The organism is Nostoc sp., assembly GCF_036917155.1.
Classification (GTDB): Bacteria; Cyanobacteriota; Cyanobacteriia; order Cyanobacteriales; family Nostocaceae; genus Nostoc.
The window spans coordinates 1-20,199 of record NZ_JBALDZ010000082.1 but is presented as its reverse complement, the minus strand read 5'-3'; the positions used below and the strand labels follow the sequence as shown (position 1 = coordinate 20,199).

Here is a 20,199-nt window from a genome sequence, read left to right as displayed (position 1 = left end):
CGATGGCGAGGCAACTTTACTATCACTAATTTTTTACCGATGGTAGGTGTAATATCAGCTTACCTGCTTTGTATACCAATTAGATAGCTAGGGCGTGCAGTAGCATTAAACTAGCTTGTGTTAACTTTGCTAAACCCAACGCTTCATCAAAAACCTGTTGCCCTACTTCTGAGCGATCTAATGCAACTAGAATCTTTTTAAACATCATAATAGACCTCCGATTTTATTGGTAATTGGTCTTTACTGTTTCGGGTTTACAGATGCTGCATTGTCAAGAAAGATCAATCCCTCAACTATGTTTAGCAACTTTTGAATTTCAAATTTCTTAAAAGTTTTCGCCTCATATTTATCTTTATAACAAAAGAATTTGAGGAACTTGTGAGGAAAGCAATTTATTTATCTTTGATTATCAAGTGCTAAAATTACTCCACAGTTATTTAGTTAATTAAGGAAATATCAACAAGGCTAGATACAATACGCTTGGGTTAGCGCCAAAAATCTTAAGTTGTGTTGGGTTGAGGAACGTAGACGCATACTCCTGCAAAGAAGCAAGCTACGCGGAGCGTCTGTCTGCGACACGCTGCGCGAACGTAGAGAAGCGGCTTCCCGCAGGGTAGCCCAACATTTTCATAGCTTTTAGGACTTACGCAAAAACCCTCTCAAACTCTCATTCCTCCGTGGCCTTTGCGTTCTCTGTGGTAGCGTGCGGCAAGCCGCTCCGCGTCTACGTTTTTCGTTACCTGTGCGTAAGTCCTAGCTTTGTTGGGTTGCGCTTTGCTTCACCCAACCTACAATTTTTCACAAAGCCAAGCGTATTGGGCTAGAACAGAGATGTATTGCCAATTGTTTGGAGGGCTGTCTGTGTCAAGACACTGGAAAAACTTATTATCTTCTCCAAGCGCTGGCTAAGGTTGCACATGGGGACATAGAACATGGTCTCATTTTCTCTGGAGCCAATGGTACACTGAGCGAATTACGTCCGTCACAGAATTGATGGCAGAATTAACCCAGCCTCAAAAACCAATACTCTCCAAGAGTAGCATTTTTCAAAGATTAAATACGATTTCTATATAATATATTCACTCTTTGAAGAATTAGTGAGAAACTTAAACAAATGGCTGTTTATGAGCAAATTGGCAAAAGCTATGATTTGACTCGTCGGGCTGATCCTGACATTGCTGCTCGATTAGCTGTTCACCTGCAAATCAAATCAAATTCCTCATATCTCGATGTGGGATGTGGCACCGGGAATTACACTCTAGCTTTAGCAGAATATGGTGGTATTTGGCACGGAATAGACCAGTCAAAGCAGATGATTGATGCTGCTGCGAATAAGAGTAATTTTGTAGCTTGGCAAGTTGCCGAAGCTGAGGCTTTACCTTATGCTAATGAGATTTTTTCAGGTGTGCTATGCACTCTAGCAGTACATCATTTTGCTGCACTAACTCCTGTTTTTCGGGAGATTTACCGTGTGTTGATGGGTGGTCATTTGGTATTGTTTACTGCCACACCAGAGCAAATGAGCCAATATTGGTTAGTCGAATATTTTCCAGAGGCTATATATAAATCTACCGAACAGATGCCAAGTTTAGAAAAGGTCAGAGTTGCTCTCGATGAGGCAGGTTTTAATTCAGTAGATATCAAACCTTATTCTATTTCAGAAAACTTACAAGACCTATTTTTATACAGTGGTAAATATCGTCCTGAAATATATTTAGATGAAAATGTCCGCTCTGGAATTTCGACGTTTGCTTTGCTAGCTTCTGCTGATGAAATCGCCGTCGGTTGTCAAAGGCTCGCAGCAGATATTAATACAGGACGCATCACCGAAATTGTCAATAAATATGAAAACAATCAGGGAGATTATTTGTTTGTAATTGCCGATAAAGTAGCAACTTGAGCTAATACATAAAAGTAGAGACGCAATCATTGCGTCTCTACAAACCATCTATTTCGCTTTCTTAGGTGTAATTCCTTCCATCCGCAAAAAGCAGGTTGTTAGGGGACTGATAGATAAAAAATATCCCTAACTTTCTTGTGTGATAGGTGTTCTTACGCTACAAGATGGATAATTTATTCCTTGGAAATCCCTAATTAGATTACTCCTGGCCCTCTACCCCGATTGTCACTATTTTCTGTTAACTTGCCTTCTTCGTCCTGATTAATTTCTCCAAGTTCTTCAATACGTTCTGCCCTATCTGCTGCTGCTTGTTGGCGTGCATCGCCCGGTTCTTCGTAGTATATTTCCGGTTCAACTGCATAATTGTTCAACAAACCTTCTTTGTCCACAGTATAGCCGTCAGTGGTGCGTATACTCTCTGGATCGGTTTGGTCATTGGTAGACACGTCCGCCTCCCCTTCTTCTGTGGGGAGCGTTTTGTACTTATTTCCTTCTCTTTCCATGCGAGCGGCTGTTTCCGCTGGGATGATACCGCGATCGTAAGTATCTACTTCAGCCCGATCGGATGAATCTATACCTTTATTAACTGCTTCATTAGGCATAATTTATGTCCTCGTTAAAGAATCTATTAAATAACTTCAATAACTAGATTAGGCTGTTTTCAATCTCAGAACTACTATCTTTAGAAGTGATTTAAAATTAAATATAATGTTATGTTCTCTATCTTTTGAGGTATCAAAAAAAATAATATAATAATATTAAGTCAAATTATAGCGATTATCATTTTATACTGTGTAAGGGCACACAAATGTATACCCTTACTTGACATACTACTGGTTCAATGGTGAGGAAATTTATTCGCCCACAAATTCATTTTTCAGGAATTGAATTTCAGCGGACAATTCTTGCCGAGTTGAAGCCTTCAGTAGATAACGGAAAATAAACCAAGTGGCGTAACCAATTCCAACTAACTCAAAGAGCGGTGATAGTAGTGGAATATCATTGATTGCATCCAGTAATGCTAGTACTACCTTGGCTGTAACAATCGCTGCCAAAATTAAAGCAGCAGTTATTAGAGGCTGCTTGTAATCTTGAAAAAAGCTACTTAAGTATTGGGGCAGTTGCTCCAAAAATTGAGTAGTTTGTCTGCTAATTTGTTGCCATTGAGATTCAGGTTCAGATGCTGGTGGTAACTTTGGTAAGTTTGCAGTATCAGTACCTTCAAGTGCTAGCGTACCTTGTGAGAATGGAGCATTGATAGATTCTCGTTGCTGTTGTTCGATTTCCATAGTTTTTATTTGGGGAAATTACAAGAGTTTGTATAACTGACTAATCGTAAATAAATAATAATTTTAGAATCGTCAGTTGTCAATTCTTAATGGTCAGTTATAAGTATAACTGACCATTAAGACTGAGCAAGAGTATTTAAATTTATTTATGCCTGCCTACTCAGTTTAGATGTGTTGTTATATCGTTTCTTTGTGAAGCTGAATATAACTCACCCCCCGACTATCGCCTTCCCCCCGATGCCTTGGGGGGACTACAGGGGGGTATTATTATGTGCATCTTCATACAGAAGAATTGATATTAGATGCCTTAGCTTTTTGGTGGGTTAACAATTGCTTTAACAACTACAATTTTGACGCCTTTAATTTGTTTAGCTAAAGTTTCAATTTTAGCCAATTCCTTCTGATTATTGACAGTTCCTCCAACAGTGATAGTTCCATCATCTGTGGCATTAACTGTTAGTTGACCCTTGGGTATATTAGCCTCTAACTTAGAGCGGACTTCACTTGCCAAAGTACCTTTAGCTCTTTTTGTATCACCACCAGTGACATTATTGCGCTGTTCACCGGCACGAATATCAGAATTAAGTTGTCTTCTGCGAACTTCACTTTCTGCATCTTTTTGAGAAGCTTCTGTAGTTTTTACGGTTGGTGTTTGGGGAGCTTCATTAGGATTATTAGGTGCAGATTCACTTGTTTTAGAAGCGTTATCACAAGCAGCAACACCAAAAAGTAAGAGGGTGCTAATTAAGAAAGGGGTTAGCTTTTGCATAGATTTAATTCGCAATCGAAAGGTGAAATTTGTTGATATTTACGGCAGAAAGGAGGAGCAAGTTCTTGCAGTCAGGAGCAAAATTTTCAAATTCTTGCTCCTGTAATTTTGTGGACTTGGTTTGAGTGATAAATACTTTGGGTTAAAGTGCTTCATCACGACGATCAACAATAACTACGGCAGGATCGTTTCTATGAAGTTCTGTTGAGTAATTAGTGCGATCGCTATTATGCGTTACTCGTTCAAAACCTGGGCGATGTTCACTAATCTCTGTGGCATCATAGATAGCAAATTCTTCAATACCTCGATGTTTGAGAATTGCTTCAGCTTGGTGGATTTCAGCTTCCGTACCATCGATAATTACTAAGTAGTCGCCTCTTTGGAAGCGATCGCTATATACTCTAGCTCTATCTTCAGGAATTCCCAAGCCAACGAGCGCACCAACAATACTCCCAGCGGCCGCACCGATGGCACCACCAGCCAATGTTGTTGCCAAAGCTGTTGCCACTGCACCACCTGCAAGCACGGGCCCGATTCCAGGAATCGCTAAAGTCCCCAAACCAACTAATAAGCCAGTCAAGCCACCGACTACTCCACCTGTTGCTGCTCCAGCTTTTGCACCATCGTCTGCTTTATTACCTGTACCAACACTTCTGTCTACATCTACGCCAGCGATCCCATGACCGTTTGTATCTTTGGCAATGATGGAGACTCTATTTAAAGAAAAACCCGCATCTCGTAATTCTGCAATTGCTACTTCTGCATCTCGACGATGTGAAAATACCCCGATGGCACGTTTCGCGACACCACTATAAGCTGGTGTAGGAGTAACATAATCAGTGCCTACATTTGCCACATCTGGGTTATCGAAAATGCCAAACTCTTCCACACCCCGCTGATGTAGAATTGCTTCTGCTCTCAGAATTTCTGCATCTGTACCATCGAGGATCACTAAATAGTGTCCTCGTCTCACGCGCTCGTCGTAAACTCTGGCTCGTTCTTCGGGAATTCCTAAACCAATTAATGCACCAAGCAAACTACCGGCAACTGCACCAATACCAGCACCAGCAAGAGTTGTAGCTAGAGTAGTTGCTGCGGCCCCAGCTAACATAATTGGCCCAATGCCAGGAATTGCCAAAGTACCAAGACCAACTAATAAGCCAGTTAATCCGCCCAAAGCACCGCCTGTGGCTGCTCCGACTTTAGCACCTTCATCAGATTTATCACCGACGCGATCGCGCACTTCAGCCCCAGCAATATCATCTCTGTCTCCATCTTGTGTAATGACAGAAACTCTATTCATGTCAAAGCCGACTTTTTTCAATTCATGTAGCGCATTCTCAACATCCCGGCGATGAGAAAATACACCTACACCACGTTTATGTACACCTACAACCATTATTTTTTCTCCTCAGCAACAATCAATTATTCACAAATTTATAGCTTGTAATATCTTTTATTAATACATGTTTGTATTTAGGTTTCATCAATCGCTTGGAATAATTTTTGTCTCTATCATTAGACATAGGTGCTTTTATCTAAATCGGTTAAATTGGTAAAAACTTCAAGTATAAAATATTATTTTTTCTATAAAAATTAGATACTAATTATTCTCCTTTTCAAATTTATAACTAAAATTAGTTACTGCCAGTTGTGACAACAATCAACTATTCTAGAAAGACACCACATTAACAATTCAAAATTAAAAATGACGCTCTCTACGAGACGCTAAAAGCGTAGCTTGCTTCCCTGTAAGGTTACGAGGACTCGCTCTAAGCGTACTCCTACGGAGAAGCAAGCTACGCGTAGCGTGTCGCAGACAAGCCATACCGAAGGCGTTGCCTCTCGTTCGCGCAGCGTCTCCGACAGGAGAAGGAGAAGAGAAGGCTTTACGCTGCGCTAAGAAAAAACTATTATCGTTCTGATTTAGATTGTGGTTGTAATAATACAGTAATATTTAGGCGATCGCATTTAAGCCCGCGTCAACTTGAGTAGTATGACCGCAGAACAAGGATTAATAATTTTTGATGCTGCAACTGCATCCTCGCAGATAAGTGCAAAACTGAATTATCGACCGCAAGCCGCCGATACCAGCATCGATGCCGATATTTATCTGTTTACCCAGTTGCGAAAACTCTCACTTGCACAACGGATAAAAATGTTCGTGGCTCATGAGCGTGGGATAAAAAAACTTTGCCTTGCAGGAATTAAATCACGACATCGCGGTGTTTCCCAGGAAGAAATTCGTTGTATATTTGCCCGTGCTGTGTTGGCAGAAAAATTTTCTCCAAACTTACAGTTAATTGATGTTGATGAAAATATGTGGATTCAAGATTCCATCTCGCTAGCAGGCGAACTCCATCAGCTTTTTGAGTCAATAAATATACCTTATTACGTTAGTGGAGGTGTTGCTAGTTCAATTCACGGGGAACCTCGCTCGACTCGCGATTTAGATTTGGTGATTTCAGTTCAACCCGACCAAATCGATTTGTTAGTGACGACACTGGAAACAGCGGGATACTATTGTCCAGAAGGAGCGGTTGAAGATTTGAAGCGAGGATACGAGCGAATGCTCAACATCACACATACCGAAACCATAGTTAATGCCGACCTTTACATCAGTGATGGTTCACCATTTGCAGTATCGCAGATGGCACGTCGCATATTGCCTGATTTAGATGGGATACCTCAATTTTGGGTGGCTTCGCCAGAAGATACGATTTTACAGAAGTTGTGGTGGGGGCAAAGTAGTCAATCTGAAAAACAGTGGCGTGATGTATTGGGGATACTCAAGTTGCAAGCACAAAGTTTAGACTATACGTACCTTATAGAGTGGGCGGAAAATTTAGGTTTGGTTGATACGTTGAGTCGGGCATTGACTGAGGCTGGTATTTGATATTATATCTAGTACAGCACGGCGTAAATAAACCACCCATTCAAAATAGCCAGAAAGCTTACAAAATAAGCATTCTTTCTTTTTACTTGTTTATATGCTGCTAAAGCTTCTTCATCGCGTCCTAAATCTGTAAGAGCAATGCCCTGATAGTACCAAATTTTTGAATCATCAGATTTAATTTCCAAAGCTTTTTTATAAGAATCAACTGCTTCTACATATCTTTGCAAAAAATAAAGGGAATAACCGCGTAAATACCAAGCATTAACGTAATCTGGTTGAATTTTAATTACTTGATCGTTGAATTTTAATTACTTGATCGTAGGAGGCGATCGCTTCATCATGTTTGTTTAAAGAATAAAGCGCGTAACCTCGCCAATACCAAGCATCAGGATTTTTCGGTTTATTTTTAATTAGTTTGTCATAGCAAGCGATCGCCTGCTCATATTGTCGCGATGAGACTAATTTATCACCTTGTTTTTGTAACTCTTGGTTTTTATCTCTAAATATCCATAAAACTAAAACTAATCCGATAACTAAATACCGCGAATTCTCTCTAAATATTGCATTAGCAAAAACAGTTAAATTTTCTGGGAGATGAAGATATTCGCTAATTGTATGAGTGAAATTCCATAAAAATTGATTAAAAGGTCTGGCAAACCATAACAAACCAATCAATATCCAAATTCCATATTTAGCAACCTTATTGATTTGCTGTTGAATTGGTTGTGGTAGCCACGGTTCGATAATTCCATAACCATCAAGACCAGGAATAGGTAATAAATTAATCAAAACGACATAGATATTTAGGGAAATTATATAAGTTAGGGCAGTAATCAAAGCAAATAAAACTGAATTTGGATTTTCGAGAGCTAAAGAATCCCAACCAAATTGAAAAGGCAGTGATAGCAGGTAAGCTAGAATCAAATTGGCAATTGGGCCAGCAGCCGAAACCGCACTTTTCCATTTGCGATCGCGTAATCGACTGTGATTAATATAAACTGCTCCCCCAGGTAGAGCAATACCGCCAATGAGGAGAAAAAATAACGGCATCATCAAACTCAAACTCGGTTCAGTATATTTGAGTGGGTTCAATGTCAAATACCCCTTATCTTTGACAGAAGTATCACCACCCCAATATGCTGCTATTGCATGACCAAACTCATGCAAACATAAAGATAATATCCAACCAAAACAGATAAAAACTACTACTAGCCACATATTCATGTTATGGATATCTCGTAAAAATACTGGTTAGTTTTTGATCGTATTGGCTTTCACAACAAATTATAGAGAAATCATCAGTGAGCGATCGCCTAAAATTTTGCCCACTGATGATTTATTCTCCCTCATAAATTGTCGCTGTCAGCAATTAAGGATAAAGACCCCTGTCAGTTAGTGCCTGAGCCACTCTACCAACTCCTAAAGTGTAAGCTGCTAACCTTAAAGAAATTTGGCGCACTTCCGACTGATGAATCACCTTACGGTACGCTTGTACCATCAAATGCTCCATTTCGCGGTTGACGCGCTCCTCATCCCAAAATACGTAAGAAAGACCCTGCACCCACTCTAAATAACTGACTACTACACCGCCAGCATTCGCCAAAATATCCGGTAGCACTGTCACACCCCGCGCCTCTAATGCCAAGTTAGCCTCAAGAGTAACCGGGCCGTTAGCTGCTTCTGCCACAATCTGTGCCTGTACCTGATTCACATTTTCTTCAGTGATTTGGTTCTCTAAAGCCGCTGGTATTAAGACATCGCAGGGTAAAGTTAATAAATCTGCATTGCTAATTGGTACAGATTGGGGGAAACCCGCAATACTCTTACGATTTTCAGCAACGTAGACTTTCAACGCTGGAATATCAAGACCAACTTCAGAAAATATTCCCCCAGCACCCGTTGAAACAGCGATAATTTTCGCGCCTGCTTCATATAATAATTCTGCTGCGGCACAGCCGACGTTACCAAAACCCTGAATAGCTACTCGTACTCCTACCAAGGATTTACCTTGATCTGCTAGTGCCTCACGCACGGTAATCATCACACCGCGTCCGGTTGCCATTTCTCTTCCCAGAGAACCACCAATCGAAAGGGGTTTCCCAGTTACAACTCCTGGTACAGCATGACCGATATTTACAGAGTAAGTATCCATCATCCAAGCCATCTCACGGGCAGAAGTACCCATATCTGGCGCAGGAATATCTACGGAAGGCCCAATATCTTTAATCAACTCGCTGATATAACGACGGCTGATTCGCTCTAATTCGCCAACACTGTAGCGTTTCGGATCTATAGCAATGCCACCCTTGCCACCACCGTAAGGAATACCTAGCAAGGCACATTTCCAGGTCATCAGCATTGCTAGAGCGGATACTTCACGCAATGTCACAGCCGGATGGAAACGAATTCCACCCTTGTATGGGCCTAAGACATCAGAGTGCTGTACCCGATGTCCAGCGAGAACTTGTATTTCCCCATCATCTAGTTTCACGGGTATGGAAACCGTAACAACCTTACGCGGGTGGCTGAGAATTTCCAACAAACCCTGATTTAAATTTAATTCTTTAGCTGCCGCTTCTAAGTAGCTACAGGCTTGGTCAAATGGGCATATATGCGCTGGGGAAGCAGGTTCCACCAACAACGAGGATTTTGAAATCATAAATTTTCTCCTAATCACGGTATCTTTGCGAACCGGATATCATCTGTACCTAAGCTTATCCCTTTTTTCTAAAAAAAAGGGATTTTTGTAGTTTTTGTTACAGTTTTATATTTTATATTCTGATATGGGAAAATTATTCAGAAATCACCATTAGTAGGGGCACAACATTGGTCATTGGTGTCAACTTAAGGAGCTAAAGCCCAAATTTGTTGGGTGTAAGCGTCAATCTATCGATGGCGCTTACGCCTGGTTTTGATTCACACCAATGATATCTGTGCGCCCCTACCAATATCTATTTTGAACTACTACCTCATAACACTATTAAGCGAATTAACCGCAGCAACCGGGTTCGTCTGATTCAGGTAATTGTAAACAAGCTGGGAAACTTGACGAATAAAGTCTCTCCCCCTGGTGTCTTTATAGGGACGGGTAACGAAGATGGAAGCTAAGTAACGCTTACCATTGGGCATAGTAATAAATCCCGCGTCGCCGATGAGAAAGCCGATATCTCCGGTTTTGTTGGCAATGACAGCACCTTTCCCCAAACCTGCGGGAAGCAGTGTGTGAATTGTAGTGTGGCGCAGAATATCTAAGGCTTGTTCTCGACTCTGGAAAGAAACTAGCTTGTTGTTCACAACCAAAGCTAGCACCCGCGCCATATCTTGAGAACTTGTGGTGTTGGTTCCTCTCAAGTCAGCTAAAAGATGACGAATTACTGTGTCTTTCAGTCCCCAACTACGGAAACGCTGATTTAGTTTCGTCGCTCCACCTAAGCGATCGATAATCATGTTGGTGGCGGTATTATCGCTAATGGTAATCATCTTAGTGATGGTTTCCAAAGCTGTGTACTTTTTACCAACTCGTTCATATTGCATACTTCCAGAACCATTAGTAACTAAGTCACGCCGCATGGTCAGGTTTTCCTGAAGGCTGACTTTACCAGCATCTAAATCTTGGAAAAAGGCGATGAGTATTGGCAGTTTGATTGTACTAGCAGCGGGGAAAACGCGATCGCCTCCAATATCCAAATAATCCCCAGTATCCAAATCTAGAAAAAACATTCCTGTTTTCAGAAAACTATAGCGACTCATCAAGGTTTTAATTTGAGGTTCCAGCGCTTTCATCGGTGAATGCATCGGAACCACGCCAGCAAAGAGAGTGCTATGATCATTCACTCTTGGAGAATTACTCGGAGTTATCTCTAGATATTGCGGCTGGGTTGCAGTTAGTTGTATTGGCTTGGGTAACTGCACAGACCAATGATTGGGGGATTCCTCTTGTAGTTTCACCTGTGCTAAATCAAAAGTGTAACCAGGTGCTAAAGTAACCACCATGCGGGTAGTTTCTGCGTTAAACTGCTCGATGCGAATATTTTGAATTACTGGCCCCACTCTTTGATTAGTCTGCGGATATCCTAATGTGACTCCAGGCAAATCAATTACCAAACGAGTCGGGTTGGTAAGTAGTTGTACCTTCGGTTGAACATTCTTATCTGTGGTGAAGTCCAGATGATTACGATTGCTATCAAAATGCCAATTTGCGATGGCTACGCCCGTCGCAGGCATCGCACCATTAGCTTTAACAGTGGAACCAAGCAGGAGCAAGCTTAAGAAGCTGGGTAGAAGCCAGCTAAATTTTACAATGTTTTCTTTGTGTGTGAGTAGCATCAGCGATCGCGTTGTGTGTGAGGAAGATTTTAAACGAACAAAAGCCGCCCACCATTAAAGCACAATTATAAAAATTTTTGTAAATTATGCGCTTATACGAAAAAGCATCTGTTACAACAAGTGTTTAATTTAATCAGTATATAAGCTTTACGTGATACTCTACGGTTACTAAAAATTCCAGATTATTAGGAAATAAAGATTTAATTCGACCGCAATTAGCTTTTTCATCATTTCCATACTTATGATCTCATGGTGGTAAATAAGTAATAACTATATCTGGACACAGCTAAGTATGTCTATGAGAGTTTCCCATATCCAGAAATTCAAATTATGGAAATTTTGGATAGTAGCCTGTACTATCAGTTTCACCATCAGCGGTTGTACGCCTGAAAAACGAGCGATGCTGCGAGTAACTGCTGAGAATTTTCGCGATCGGGCCGCTGATGCTATTACATCGGTGAAGAAAATTTACCAACTGAATAATTTACCTATAGATGACAATTTAGTTGTCGATCAATTACTAACTGATACCAGTATTGAGTTCGGAATTCCTACAGAAGTAAATAGCATTATCACCGGAGAAAGTCAGCAAAATTCCCAGTCATCAGATGTCGATCAAACACTCGATGCTTTGAAAGCAGAATATGATACAGCCGTTGAGGTATTTAACAAGCTGGAAACAATTGATTATGAAAGTAAAAGGATAGTTGCTCAAACTGCCCAGCCAGCAAGATGTTTAACAGTAAAAATGCTACTTTTAGCCAAAAGAATTCAGGAAAAACCACCAAGACCAATGGATTGGGAAAGGGTAATCATCAGTTCCAAGCTAAAGGATCTCGGCGAACGATATAGAAATTTAAGTACATCCTCACAAGCAGAAGCAGAAGAAATTAAGCGTCAAGTTATTGAAAAGATAGATGATTGGCGCAAGGTTAATGCTGCTGAACAACAAAGTTTAAATGAATCTATCTCTAAACTTTTGGTAGCAGCTGACACTGGTCGAAAACTCTCAGAACTTATTGATGACTATCCTAATCTTAATTTTGAAGTTATTGCTGCTAGAGTTACTCAGATTTTTGGGGTAGCTACTAGTTTCACTGGTAACGACTACAGTTTAACGCTCACAAAGATTAGCACTCTTGAAAGAGAAGTTAACAAAGATGAAGTTTTAAAAGAATTTATGAAAGAAGTATCTCTGAGAAACAGACAATTACAACCACCAAACTCTCAATTATGCCAATGATTTTTAGGGTACAACTAGTCATGAATCATGTTAAACATTTCTTTCTTCTCTTTGCGTCCAACTCTTACGAGACGCTGCGCGTTGGCAAAGCCTCTCGCAGAGAAGGCGTCCTTGGCGGTAGCCTGCGGCAAGCCGCTCCGCGTCTACGTTAAAAATTGGATTTGACAAAGAGTTTTAGCCTTAACCCAAGCGTATTGGAATATATAAAATATGACCACCAATAATATTTTAGATACTTTTGCAGAAATAATTTCTCAGCTTAAAGAAGTTCCTGGCAATCAAATTGACTTAGAACAACTCAATAAGACAGAAGAAAAATTACAAGATATTCTCTTCCAGCTTAATTTTGAACTTGTCAACGCCCAACGTCAAAAAAACTGGGAAAACGTCAACAAGTTTAAGTTAGCGGTTAGCGAATGCAAACTTACTCTCGATCGGGTAAGAGCAGCAATTATAAATGTTAGTATCATCGGCATCGAGCAAAAAAATCTGGCACAAATGCAGAAAATATTAGAGGAAATCGAGACTGCACGTAAAACTCAGGTAAACATAGATTTGGCTATCCGTTTACTAGGTTTTTTACGTAATCTGTTCCTTTAATCACAATCCTAAATCTACGGCAATGCGATGGGCACAAGCAAACCCAGAAAAAGCGACTGCATTCAACCCTTGACCGGGAAAGGTACTATCCCCTACACAATAAAGTCCTGAAATAGCTGTGCGATTAAAGGGCATACTCAATAACCCCCACAACTTACGCCGGGGAATTGGCCCATAAGTACCATCTTCACGACCCAAAAAGCGGCGATGGGTGCGCGGCGTCCCCACTTCTAAATAATCCAATCCGGCATCTAAACCGGGAAAAAGCTTCTCTAGGCGGTCAATAATTCCCCAAGCTACCTTTTCTTTCTTCGCTTCGTACTCACTCACAGAAAGTTCTTGCCAATCATCAATCCAATGAGGCGTGAAGGCATGAATGATGTGATATCCATTTGGTGCTAAATCTGGGTCAAGTAATGTGGGAATCGAAACAAATACTGTGCCTTCTGCATCTGTCATCTTTTCCCAATCTTCCAGCAAAATATGGTGACACTCTGTCCCCACTGGTAAAACTGACTCCTTTACGCCAATATGCAAACTCAAAAAGCTTGGAGATTTTTGGTAATTTTGTTGCCAGTTTTTCTCATTATCTGGCATTGCTTCTGGTGGTAATAATTGTGCAAATGTATCCCATCGTGTAGCATTAGAAACTATGCGTTTACCCCGATATACTTTACCATTCGCCAGTTGCACACCTACCGCTTTTCCTTGTTCTGTAAGAATTTTGGTGACTCTAGCTTGGTACTGAATCTGACCTCCAGCCTTCTCTAGACCATCTACTAGTTTTTGGGCAATTTGTCCGACTCCGCCTTTGGGATAGTTAACTCCGCCATAATGCCTGTCAGAAAAGACCATCCCAGCATTAATCATCGGTGTCATGTCTGATGGAACTACCGACCAGCAATAACATTCCATATCGATAAATTTCAATAATTGCGGGTCTTTGATGTAGCGCCGCGCCACATCCCCGGCATTTTGGGGCAGATACTTAGCTAAACTAAGACAGGCTAAAGGATGCTGGAAAAATACGCGCAGTAGATACCGAGGTTCTTCCAGCGACAGCAAGTCCATGCTGTTGAGACACTTGAATACTTTTTGGCATTCGTCATAAAAGCGACGAATCCCTTGTTCTTCGTGGCGAAAATGAGCAATAAGATTTTGCAAAAATTTTTCGTAAACCCGGTCAACCTTCAGGTCTAAACCTTGGGGTAGATGATAGTGAATCTGTACCGGATCTGCGATCGCTTCTTGGCTGACATTTACAGATGATAATGCACGGGTGAGTAAGTTGGTAGTACCGTTCTGTCCCAGTCCAAAAATCATTGACGCCCCAACATCGAATCGATAGCCTTGGCGCTCAAAATAACCAGCGCTACCACCTGGAATCAAATAACGTTCCAGTACCAGTACTTTCGCTCCCTTGGCTGCTAACTGAGTCGCTGTTACTAATCCGCCAATCCCAGACCCAATCACGATCGCGTCATAAGTCATAAGTCATTTGTCCTTTGTCCTTTGTACTGAGCGTATCGCTAAAGCGAAAGCTCCACTAACGCCTAACGTCTTGTAGAGAAATATTTGTCCTTTGTCTAGAGTCAATCAATATTTAATTTAACTAATGACCAATGACAAAGGACTAATCCCGGATTTCTCACCAATGCTCAAAGTCTGTGCTTGTGCAGGGGAGCAGGGCAGCAGGGGAGCAGGGGAGCAGAGGAGAGTTCAATGTGCCTTGTTCAATCCCCTCCGCCCCTCTGCCCCTCTGCCCCTCTGCATTTCAAACTTGTGAGAAATGCGGGTAATGACCAATGACTAATCAAAAAAAAGAGGGACGAGCCTGCTGCTGCTGGCTAATCCCGTCTGCCGATCCTTAAAAGAGAGGAGAACACTGTATAAGAATATAGCCTTGATTGAGAATTAATGTCAACTATTAATGAAAATTATTCTCAATAAAATTGAGCGCGTTAATTTTTAGCTGTCAGCCGGATGCAGGAAAGAGTATTATGGTGTTTCAGTTCTTATACAATAAAAAGGCGCCTATTTCTGGCTATGACGCTACAATTGCGCGTTTATGTTCCACCCCATCCCCTGATCAAACACTGGCTAGCAGTTGCCCGTGATGCCGGCACGCCTTCAGTATTGTTCCGCAGTGCGATGACTGAGTTGGGAAGATGGCTGACTTATGAAGCTGCGCGAGACTGGTTGCCGACCCAAGAAACGGCGGTGCAGAGTCCCTTAGATACCTGTCCCGCAACGGTAATTGATCCGCAAGTGCCGATGGCAGTAGTGCCGATTCTCCGGGCTGGCTTAGGATTACTAGAGGGAGCGCAGACTTTATTACCTCTAGCATCGATTTACCATCTTGGCTTGGCACGAGATGAAGAGACACTGCAACCTCATTGTTATCTGAACAAGTTACCAGAAAAATTTGACCCTCAAACGCGAGTATTAGTTACCGATCCAATGTTGGCAACAGGAGGATCAATCATGGCAGCAATGGCAGAATTGACACAACGGGGTGCTGATCCATCTCTGATACGGATTATTTGTGTAGTGGCAGCTCCACCCGCTTTACAAAAACTGAGTGAAGCTTATCCAGGTTTAATAATTTACACCGCTACTATTGACGAAAAACTAAATAGCAAAGGGTATATTATACCGGGATTGGGAGATGCAGGCGATCGCATCTTTGGGACTTAAGCTACTATGCAGCTAGGGCAGGGAAATAGCATAACTACTGTAAAAGTTGCAAGGTTTGTTTGTTGAAGGCGGTAAAGATATGAGTCAGCGAGATGGTTTTGGCAGTGGCTTTTTAGCAGGGGCCTTTGTTGGTGGGATATTTGGCGGTGTGATCGGGGCACTGATTGTTTCTCGACGCGAGCCAGAATTGTTAGCAGAAGAAGAAACAGAACTGACAGATAGCCAAGCCGAAGCTAAGAAAATAGCAGCAAAGCGGCGTCAGATGAAAGCCTCAGAAAGTGAGAGCAACGGCATAGAAACGGCCAGGCGATCGCTAGAAGATAAAATTGCCCAACTAAATGCCACAATTGACGAAGTACGAAATCAACTAGGGAACGTGAATAGTAGTTCACCCCAACCAAGCAATGACCGCTCCCTCACTAAAGACTCCTGAGTTTGTTCAGGCGTGGTGAAAGTGTCAAGTGTGATAAATGTGTGTAATCTGCAAACACCATGACATGGACTAAATTAAAATTAAAAGATAAGACCGCGTTTGACACTTAGTAGGAAACCAACAAATCCATGTACCTTCTGATTAACACTCTGGCCAGTTTCATCCAGATTTATACTGTTCTGCTAATTATTCGGGTTTTATTGACCTGGTTCCCCAATATCAACTGGTACAACCAACCATTTACCACTTTGAGCCAGATAACCGATCCTTATCTGAATCTGTTCCGCTCAATCATTCCCCCTTTGGGCGGTATAGACTTTTCAGCAATGTTAGCCATCATACTGCTTCAAATAGTAGGTGGTGGTCTGCAAGCCATCTGATAACACAGAATTTGCAGTTTGCTCCATGTTCAACTAATAAATTTTAGGTCTGGGCTAACCAGCTCAGACTTATGCAATTACAAGTCAAGGCTAATCATGGATGCGATAATTGAAAACTGACGCGATATTTCAAGAATTTCCTAGTATTTTATTACTTACGTACTTGACCGCTAAAGCCGGCAGCCTTAAACTGTTTCAGCTTCAACGGAGTAGGCTGATTCGCAGGTACAGAAATTCTCAATTCAAAATCGCTAATACCTGGTGGCACCTCGGTAATGGAGCCTAAGCGAGTACGGTTTTGCATCACTGAGTCATTATTGGCATCATAGATGCGTCCAAAAATATCTGCATCATAGACTGTTTTATTAGTGCTATTTTCTGCCTTGCCAATGACAATAAAACAATTGGCAGCTGTGCTACCACTACTGAGAACAGCCCCTTCTGCAAGTTCTGGTGGGCAATCTTTATAAGAGACATCAAATAGTTTAATCTGTGTCAGGGCTATAGCTGGGGGAATAATCACCCACGATAGAAAGGTGATAAGACAGGAAATAAAAATGACCGTGAGTGAGCGCAACCGCATAAAAGACCCCGTGACTTAATTTAATAATTATTTAACTTACAACCTCAGCTTACAACATAGCCCTACTCTCTATTCTCTACTTCCCTGATTGATTAGCAATTGCAAATACCTGCTCCACTATCAATTCACAATTAGGTGCTACATCTGATGCAATGGTCGCTTTACCCTTCAACACCGTATCCTCATACTGCCCCTCCACCCACTTGCAAATGGTAATTTGTTTTAACTCTGGATCAACAATCCAGTATTCGGTAATGCCTCTAGCTGCATATTCTGTGCGTTTGTAACGGTAATCGCGGCTGCGGTTCTCAGTTCCGGGACTAACGATTTCAATCACCAGCGCAGGTGGGGGCATATCGCGGGTAATTAGATTGCGGGGACTGCCAATCAAAGCCGCTTTCGACTCTTCCGTATGTACTACCAGATCCGGTAGCCGACAGGTTGCTCGCCGCCCACTAACTTCAACTTCAATGTCTTTGTAAGCTAGCAAGGCGATCGGAAAATGCTTTGCCGACTCGAGCAGCAGAAATTTGGCAATATCACAGTTTTCCTGGCTTTCAGTTGGCATCTCTACTAGCTCCCCATCCACTAATTCATAGCGGGTATCAGTGCGATCGTCATAAGCCAGAAATTCCTCAAAAGTCAGGAGTTTTGTGGGATGCTGAGTTTGAGTCATGGGAATTTTCCTAACTAAGTAGAAAATATCAAACCGATACCAAGAATTCAGGAGACAGAAGACAGAATAGAGTTTTTCTCCTTACTCCCCTGAATATTAAGCATCTTAAGTTTAATTATGTCCAGATTTAACGACAAAGGGATTGGAGACTTTAATTTAACTTTTGTAATAATTAGGGAAATAAGCCCTCAATTGCTATTAAATTATGACTCCAGATGAGATTGAAACAGCTATGCTTGCAGCCTTTAGTAGTTGTGATGCCGCAAGCTGTCCTCTCACTGACACGCAGAAGCAGATATTACTGCGACTGGTCGAGCAAATTCAGGGAAATTCTACCTCTGGGATGGCAAATATTGCTAATCCCTTAGATGAACTTACCCCAGAGGAGTTAGAAGCATTTTTACAATTTGTTAAGGATGAAGAACAACGCAACCGTACTTGGAAGGTGCAATTACTCAACGACTGGTTGCTGGAAAATGACTCTGGAAAGGTGCAATTCATTCGCCAACGCTATGGTTTACAGTGGTTGAATCGGGTTGAGGCATGTCATTTTGACAAGTATTCTTATTTTGAGGATGCACTAAAGTTAAGAGTAGGCGATCGCATTGAAGTTTCTAATGCACTATGGGAATGGGTGCAAGAGGATGGGCCTTGTCAGCGCGAATGGTTTCCCTGTATGGTGATTCAGGTTGAGGAAATTAGCGGTCGCGATGATTCCTCTACTAATTGCGTCGTCCGCTTCTTCAACGGCGCTGAGTATGAAATTCAAGGAATTTATGAATGGAATCGCTATAACTGGCGCTGGCCTCAGAAGGAGTGAGGAGTACTGAGTTTTTAATAAAATCATTGCTTGAACAACGCCCAAGCTAAAAATCTCTCAGTATAATACAACGCTAATTGATTACTCACACCATTGAAAACAGCATCAAAAGCGTGTTCCGCCCAAGGAATTTCTAGAAAAACCGCAGTATTTCCAGAGTTATGTAAACGTTCATACATCTGTCTGCCAAATCGCGCTTCAACTAAATGGTCGCGACTGCCGTAAATTAATAAAGTTGGCGGTAAAGGGTGCGTTAGGTAATTTATCGGTGAAGCAATTTCATACTGATTAGGCAATTCTTCTAAAGAACCACCAAGAAATGCTTTTAAAACAGCGCGGCTATTTATAGGATCGGGATTTGGCGGTGTTTTGTATCCTTCTGTTAAGTCAACAGGCCCATAATAATTTACCACAGCACGGATGGGTGGTGCATCTGTTTGATAAGCCGCTAGCATTGCTAGGTGCGCCCCCGCAGAACGTCCCAAAAGTACCATAGGTTCTGAATCAGCTTCATATTCAGCTGCATGTTTGCGAATAAAATTTAGGGCTGTACGCACATCATCTAACTGAGATGGAAACTGATATTGAGGTGCGTGTCGATAATCGATCGCAAATACTGTATATCCATGATTAGCAATATATTGATTAAACTCAGAATTGGCATGAGGATTTCCATATTGCCAAGCTCCACCATAAATTACTACCACTGCGGGATATTTCCCTACCTCTGAGGGTTGATAAACTTCCATTTTTAAAGGCATTCCCCCAGGTGAAGCAAAGAGAATATCTTTTTGATGGCGCGTTTTACCTAATGGAATACCCCGGAAGAAATTAATTAAGTCAAAGGGATGGGTTTGCATTTTAGCCCTGACTTGGGGTGGAATTTGCTCTAAATAATTTGCTCCTAGCCCTTGTTTCATGGCTTTAGTCATCTGTATTTGAGTTAGTGGAATATTCACTAGTAACCATCCACAAATTAGCAATCCAATCAAACTGAAAATGCAAACTAGGCGTTGTATTTGACGGCGACGAATATAGAATAAAGACAGTAATAAAAAGAGCAAATTTAATAAAAATAACCAAGGACTGATTTCTGGCGATCCTACTGCTAACGTGAGTAAAAACATATTTGGAGCAGGAAGAATAATCCAAGAACTAAGAATTAGACTGGCAAAACTGAGTAATAATGCCAGCCAGGATAAAAGTATTTTGGGTTTAGCAAACATAGATTAAAGTGCGGTAAAATAACTCCAAAAAAGTACAATTTAGCCGCTAATTATAAGACTAGCAATAGTTATACCGTTTCTTTGTGAAGCTGCATATATTTCAATACGCTTGGGTTAAGGGCTACTGGCAACAATTTTGGGGTTTCGAGACGCGATAAATCGCCGTCTCTACAAGTGTTTTGTTGCTCATTCTGAAGTGTATTGGCATATACCCCCTCGGTGTACACACAAGTCTGAAATAGCTGATGCCTAAATGCCTGTATTTAGTGACATACTCCCCGCGCCGCCACTTCGTGGACGGCGGGGGCTTCTCAGTGACTCCCGGCAACTAGAAAGGACATTTCCTGAGCTTTGAAGGACG

At 41.5% G+C, this 20,199-nt stretch carries 20 protein-coding genes and 1 pseudogene; 8 read left to right on the top strand and 13 right to left on the bottom strand.

Annotated elements, in window-relative coordinates; all coding sequences use genetic code 11:
• Window positions 1-85: 85 nt before the first annotated feature.
• Window positions 86-205, bottom strand: a pseudogene (locus tag V7K67_RS12725) (universal stress protein); the annotation flags it as partial.
• A gap of 909 nt (window positions 206-1,114) precedes the next feature.
• Here V7K67_RS12725 and V7K67_RS12720 point away from each other — a divergent pair.
• Complete coding sequence (locus V7K67_RS12720; protein ID WP_335166807.1) at window positions 1,115-1,900, top strand: class I SAM-dependent methyltransferase; 786 nt, start codon at window positions 1,115-1,117, stop codon at window positions 1,898-1,900.
• A gap of 194 nt (window positions 1,901-2,094) precedes the next feature.
• Here the strand turns inward: V7K67_RS12720 and V7K67_RS12715 are convergent, their stop codons facing one another.
• The 4 genes from V7K67_RS12715 to V7K67_RS12700 form a co-directional block, all read right to left on the bottom strand.
• Window positions 2,095-2,502, bottom strand: coding sequence for a hypothetical protein (locus V7K67_RS12715; RefSeq protein ID WP_334711291.1), 408 nt, complete (start codon window positions 2,500-2,502; stop codon window positions 2,095-2,097).
• Window positions 2,503-2,754: 252 nt separating this feature from the next.
• A complete protein-coding gene (locus V7K67_RS12710; protein ID WP_334711292.1) occupies window positions 2,755-3,189 on the bottom strand; it encodes a CAAD domain-containing protein in 435 nt (144 codons plus the stop codon).
• A 307-nt stretch (window positions 3,190-3,496) separates the two neighbouring features.
• Window positions 3,497-3,958: a BON domain-containing protein gene (locus V7K67_RS12705; protein WP_334711293.1), complete on the bottom strand. Its 462-nt coding sequence runs from the start codon at window positions 3,956-3,958 to the stop codon at window positions 3,497-3,499.
• 142 nt (window positions 3,959-4,100) lie between these two features.
• A complete protein-coding gene (locus tag V7K67_RS12700) occupies window positions 4,101-5,357 on the bottom strand; it encodes a histidine kinase (RefSeq protein ID WP_334732208.1) in 1,257 nt (418 codons plus the stop codon).
• Between the two features lie 597 nt (window positions 5,358-5,954).
• On the opposite strand from V7K67_RS12700, the gene V7K67_RS12695 reads away from it, so the two are divergent.
• A complete protein-coding gene (locus V7K67_RS12695) occupies window positions 5,955-6,854 on the top strand; it encodes a hypothetical protein (RefSeq protein WP_334732207.1) in 900 nt (299 codons plus the stop codon).
• Between the two features lie 8 nt (window positions 6,855-6,862).
• Here V7K67_RS12695 and V7K67_RS12690 read toward each other — a convergent pair whose 3' ends face one another.
• From V7K67_RS12690 to V7K67_RS12675, 4 genes are all read right to left on the bottom strand, one after another.
• A complete protein-coding gene (locus V7K67_RS12690; protein WP_334732220.1) occupies window positions 6,863-7,135 on the bottom strand; it encodes a tetratricopeptide repeat protein in 273 nt (90 codons plus the stop codon).
• A gap of 1 nt (window position 7,136) precedes the next feature.
• Complete coding sequence (locus tag V7K67_RS12685; RefSeq protein WP_334732206.1) at window positions 7,137-8,078, bottom strand: tetratricopeptide repeat protein; 942 nt, start codon at window positions 8,076-8,078, stop codon at window positions 7,137-7,139.
• 145 nt (window positions 8,079-8,223) lie between these two features.
• Window positions 8,224-9,513: a Glu/Leu/Phe/Val family dehydrogenase gene (locus V7K67_RS12680; RefSeq protein ID WP_334732205.1), complete on the bottom strand. Its 1,290-nt coding sequence runs from the start codon at window positions 9,511-9,513 to the stop codon at window positions 8,224-8,226.
• A gap of 305 nt (window positions 9,514-9,818) precedes the next feature.
• Window positions 9,819-11,180: a serine hydrolase gene (locus tag V7K67_RS12675; protein WP_335166803.1), complete on the bottom strand. Its 1,362-nt coding sequence runs from the start codon at window positions 11,178-11,180 to the stop codon at window positions 9,819-9,821.
• A gap of 298 nt (window positions 11,181-11,478) precedes the next feature.
• On the opposite strand from V7K67_RS12675, the gene V7K67_RS12670 reads away from it, so the two are divergent.
• Together V7K67_RS12670 and V7K67_RS12665 are read left to right on the top strand one after the other, a co-directional pair.
• Window positions 11,479-12,423, top strand: coding sequence for a hypothetical protein (locus V7K67_RS12670; RefSeq protein ID WP_335166801.1), 945 nt, complete (start codon window positions 11,479-11,481; stop codon window positions 12,421-12,423).
• A 210-nt stretch (window positions 12,424-12,633) separates the two neighbouring features.
• Window positions 12,634-13,023 (top strand): hypothetical protein, encoded by a 390-nt coding sequence (locus V7K67_RS12665; RefSeq protein ID WP_334732202.1) that lies wholly within the window; start codon window positions 12,634-12,636, stop codon window positions 13,021-13,023.
• Here the strand turns inward: V7K67_RS12665 and crtH are convergent, their stop codons facing one another.
• Entirely contained in the window at window positions 13,024-14,514 is a 1,491-nt protein-coding gene (gene crtH, locus V7K67_RS12660; protein WP_334732201.1) for a carotenoid isomerase, read from the bottom strand.
• Window positions 14,515-15,069: 555 nt separating this feature from the next.
• Between crtH and upp the strand changes: the two genes are divergently transcribed.
• From upp to V7K67_RS12645, 3 genes are all read left to right on the top strand, one after another.
• Window positions 15,070-15,720, top strand: coding sequence for a uracil phosphoribosyltransferase (gene upp / locus V7K67_RS12655; protein WP_334732200.1), 651 nt, complete (start codon window positions 15,070-15,072; stop codon window positions 15,718-15,720).
• Window positions 15,721-15,799: 79 nt separating this feature from the next.
• Entirely contained in the window at window positions 15,800-16,153 is a 354-nt protein-coding gene (locus V7K67_RS12650; RefSeq protein ID WP_179068965.1) for a hypothetical protein, read from the top strand.
• Between the two features lie 128 nt (window positions 16,154-16,281).
• Window positions 16,282-16,533 carry a YggT family protein gene (locus V7K67_RS12645; protein ID WP_334732199.1) on the top strand — a complete coding sequence of 84 codons (252 nt, stop codon included), beginning with the start codon at window positions 16,282-16,284 and terminating at the stop codon, window positions 16,531-16,533.
• Window positions 16,534-16,684: 151 nt separating this feature from the next.
• Here V7K67_RS12645 and V7K67_RS12640 read toward each other — a convergent pair whose 3' ends face one another.
• Window positions 16,685-17,116 carry a biotin carboxylase gene (locus tag V7K67_RS12640; RefSeq protein WP_334732198.1) on the bottom strand — a complete coding sequence of 144 codons (432 nt, stop codon included), beginning with the start codon at window positions 17,114-17,116 and terminating at the stop codon, window positions 16,685-16,687.
• Window positions 17,117-17,192: 76 nt separating this feature from the next.
• On the bottom strand, window positions 17,193-17,792 hold the full coding sequence (locus V7K67_RS12635) for a Uma2 family endonuclease (protein WP_334732197.1): 600 nt from the start codon (window positions 17,790-17,792) through the stop codon (window positions 17,193-17,195).
• A gap of 205 nt (window positions 17,793-17,997) precedes the next feature.
• Here V7K67_RS12635 and V7K67_RS12630 point away from each other — a divergent pair, with 205 nt between their 5' ends.
• Entirely contained in the window at window positions 17,998-18,612 is a 615-nt protein-coding gene (locus V7K67_RS12630; protein ID WP_334732196.1) for a hypothetical protein, read from the top strand.
• A 23-nt stretch (window positions 18,613-18,635) separates the two neighbouring features.
• Here V7K67_RS12630 and V7K67_RS12625 read toward each other — a convergent pair whose 3' ends face one another.
• Window positions 18,636-19,838, bottom strand: a complete 1,203-nt coding sequence (locus V7K67_RS12625) for an alpha/beta hydrolase (protein ID WP_335166797.1) — start codon at window positions 19,836-19,838, stop codon at window positions 18,636-18,638.
• Between the last annotated feature and the right edge of the window lie 361 nt (window positions 19,839-20,199).

Coding starts and splice junctions, on each gene's coding strand:
- V7K67_RS12670 (WP_335166801.1), top strand. CDS start 11,479: ATGAGAGTTTCCCATATCCAGAAATTCAAATTATGGAAATTTTGGATA.
- V7K67_RS12630 (WP_334732196.1), top strand. CDS start 17,998: ATGACTCCAGATGAGATTGAAACAGCTATGCTTGCAGCCTTTAGTAGT.
- V7K67_RS12695 (WP_334732207.1), top strand. CDS start 5,955: ATGACCGCAGAACAAGGATTAATAATTTTTGATGCTGCAACTGCATCC.
- V7K67_RS12645 (WP_334732199.1), top strand. CDS start 16,282: ATGTACCTTCTGATTAACACTCTGGCCAGTTTCATCCAGATTTATACT.
- V7K67_RS12700 (WP_334732208.1), bottom strand. CDS start 5,357: ATGGTTGTAGGTGTACATAAACGTGGTGTAGGTGTATTTTCTCATCGC.
- V7K67_RS12625 (WP_335166797.1), bottom strand. CDS start 19,838: ATGTTTGCTAAACCCAAAATACTTTTATCCTGGCTGGCATTATTACTC.
- V7K67_RS12675 (WP_335166803.1), bottom strand. CDS start 11,180: ATGCTACTCACACACAAAGAAAACATTGTAAAATTTAGCTGGCTTCTA.
- V7K67_RS12640 (WP_334732198.1), bottom strand. CDS start 17,116: ATGCGGTTGCGCTCACTCACGGTCATTTTTATTTCCTGTCTTATCACC.
- V7K67_RS12635 (WP_334732197.1), bottom strand. CDS start 17,792: ATGACTCAAACTCAGCATCCCACAAAACTCCTGACTTTTGAGGAATTT.
- crtH (WP_334732201.1), bottom strand. CDS start 14,514: ATGACTTATGACGCGATCGTGATTGGGTCTGGGATTGGCGGATTAGTA.
- V7K67_RS12665 (WP_334732202.1), top strand. CDS start 12,634: ATGACCACCAATAATATTTTAGATACTTTTGCAGAAATAATTTCTCAG.
- V7K67_RS12710 (WP_334711292.1), bottom strand. CDS start 3,189: ATGGAAATCGAACAACAGCAACGAGAATCTATCAATGCTCCATTCTCA.
- V7K67_RS12720 (WP_335166807.1), top strand. CDS start 1,115: ATGGCTGTTTATGAGCAAATTGGCAAAAGCTATGATTTGACTCGTCGG.
- V7K67_RS12705 (WP_334711293.1), bottom strand. CDS start 3,958: ATGCAAAAGCTAACCCCTTTCTTAATTAGCACCCTCTTACTTTTTGGT.
- upp (WP_334732200.1), top strand. CDS start 15,070: ATGACGCTACAATTGCGCGTTTATGTTCCACCCCATCCCCTGATCAAA.
- V7K67_RS12685 (WP_334732206.1), bottom strand. CDS start 8,078: ATGAATATGTGGCTAGTAGTAGTTTTTATCTGTTTTGGTTGGATATTA.
- V7K67_RS12650 (WP_179068965.1), top strand. CDS start 15,800: ATGAGTCAGCGAGATGGTTTTGGCAGTGGCTTTTTAGCAGGGGCCTTT.
- V7K67_RS12715 (WP_334711291.1), bottom strand. CDS start 2,502: ATGCCTAATGAAGCAGTTAATAAAGGTATAGATTCATCCGATCGGGCT.
- V7K67_RS12680 (WP_334732205.1), bottom strand. CDS start 9,513: ATGATTTCAAAATCCTCGTTGTTGGTGGAACCTGCTTCCCCAGCGCAT.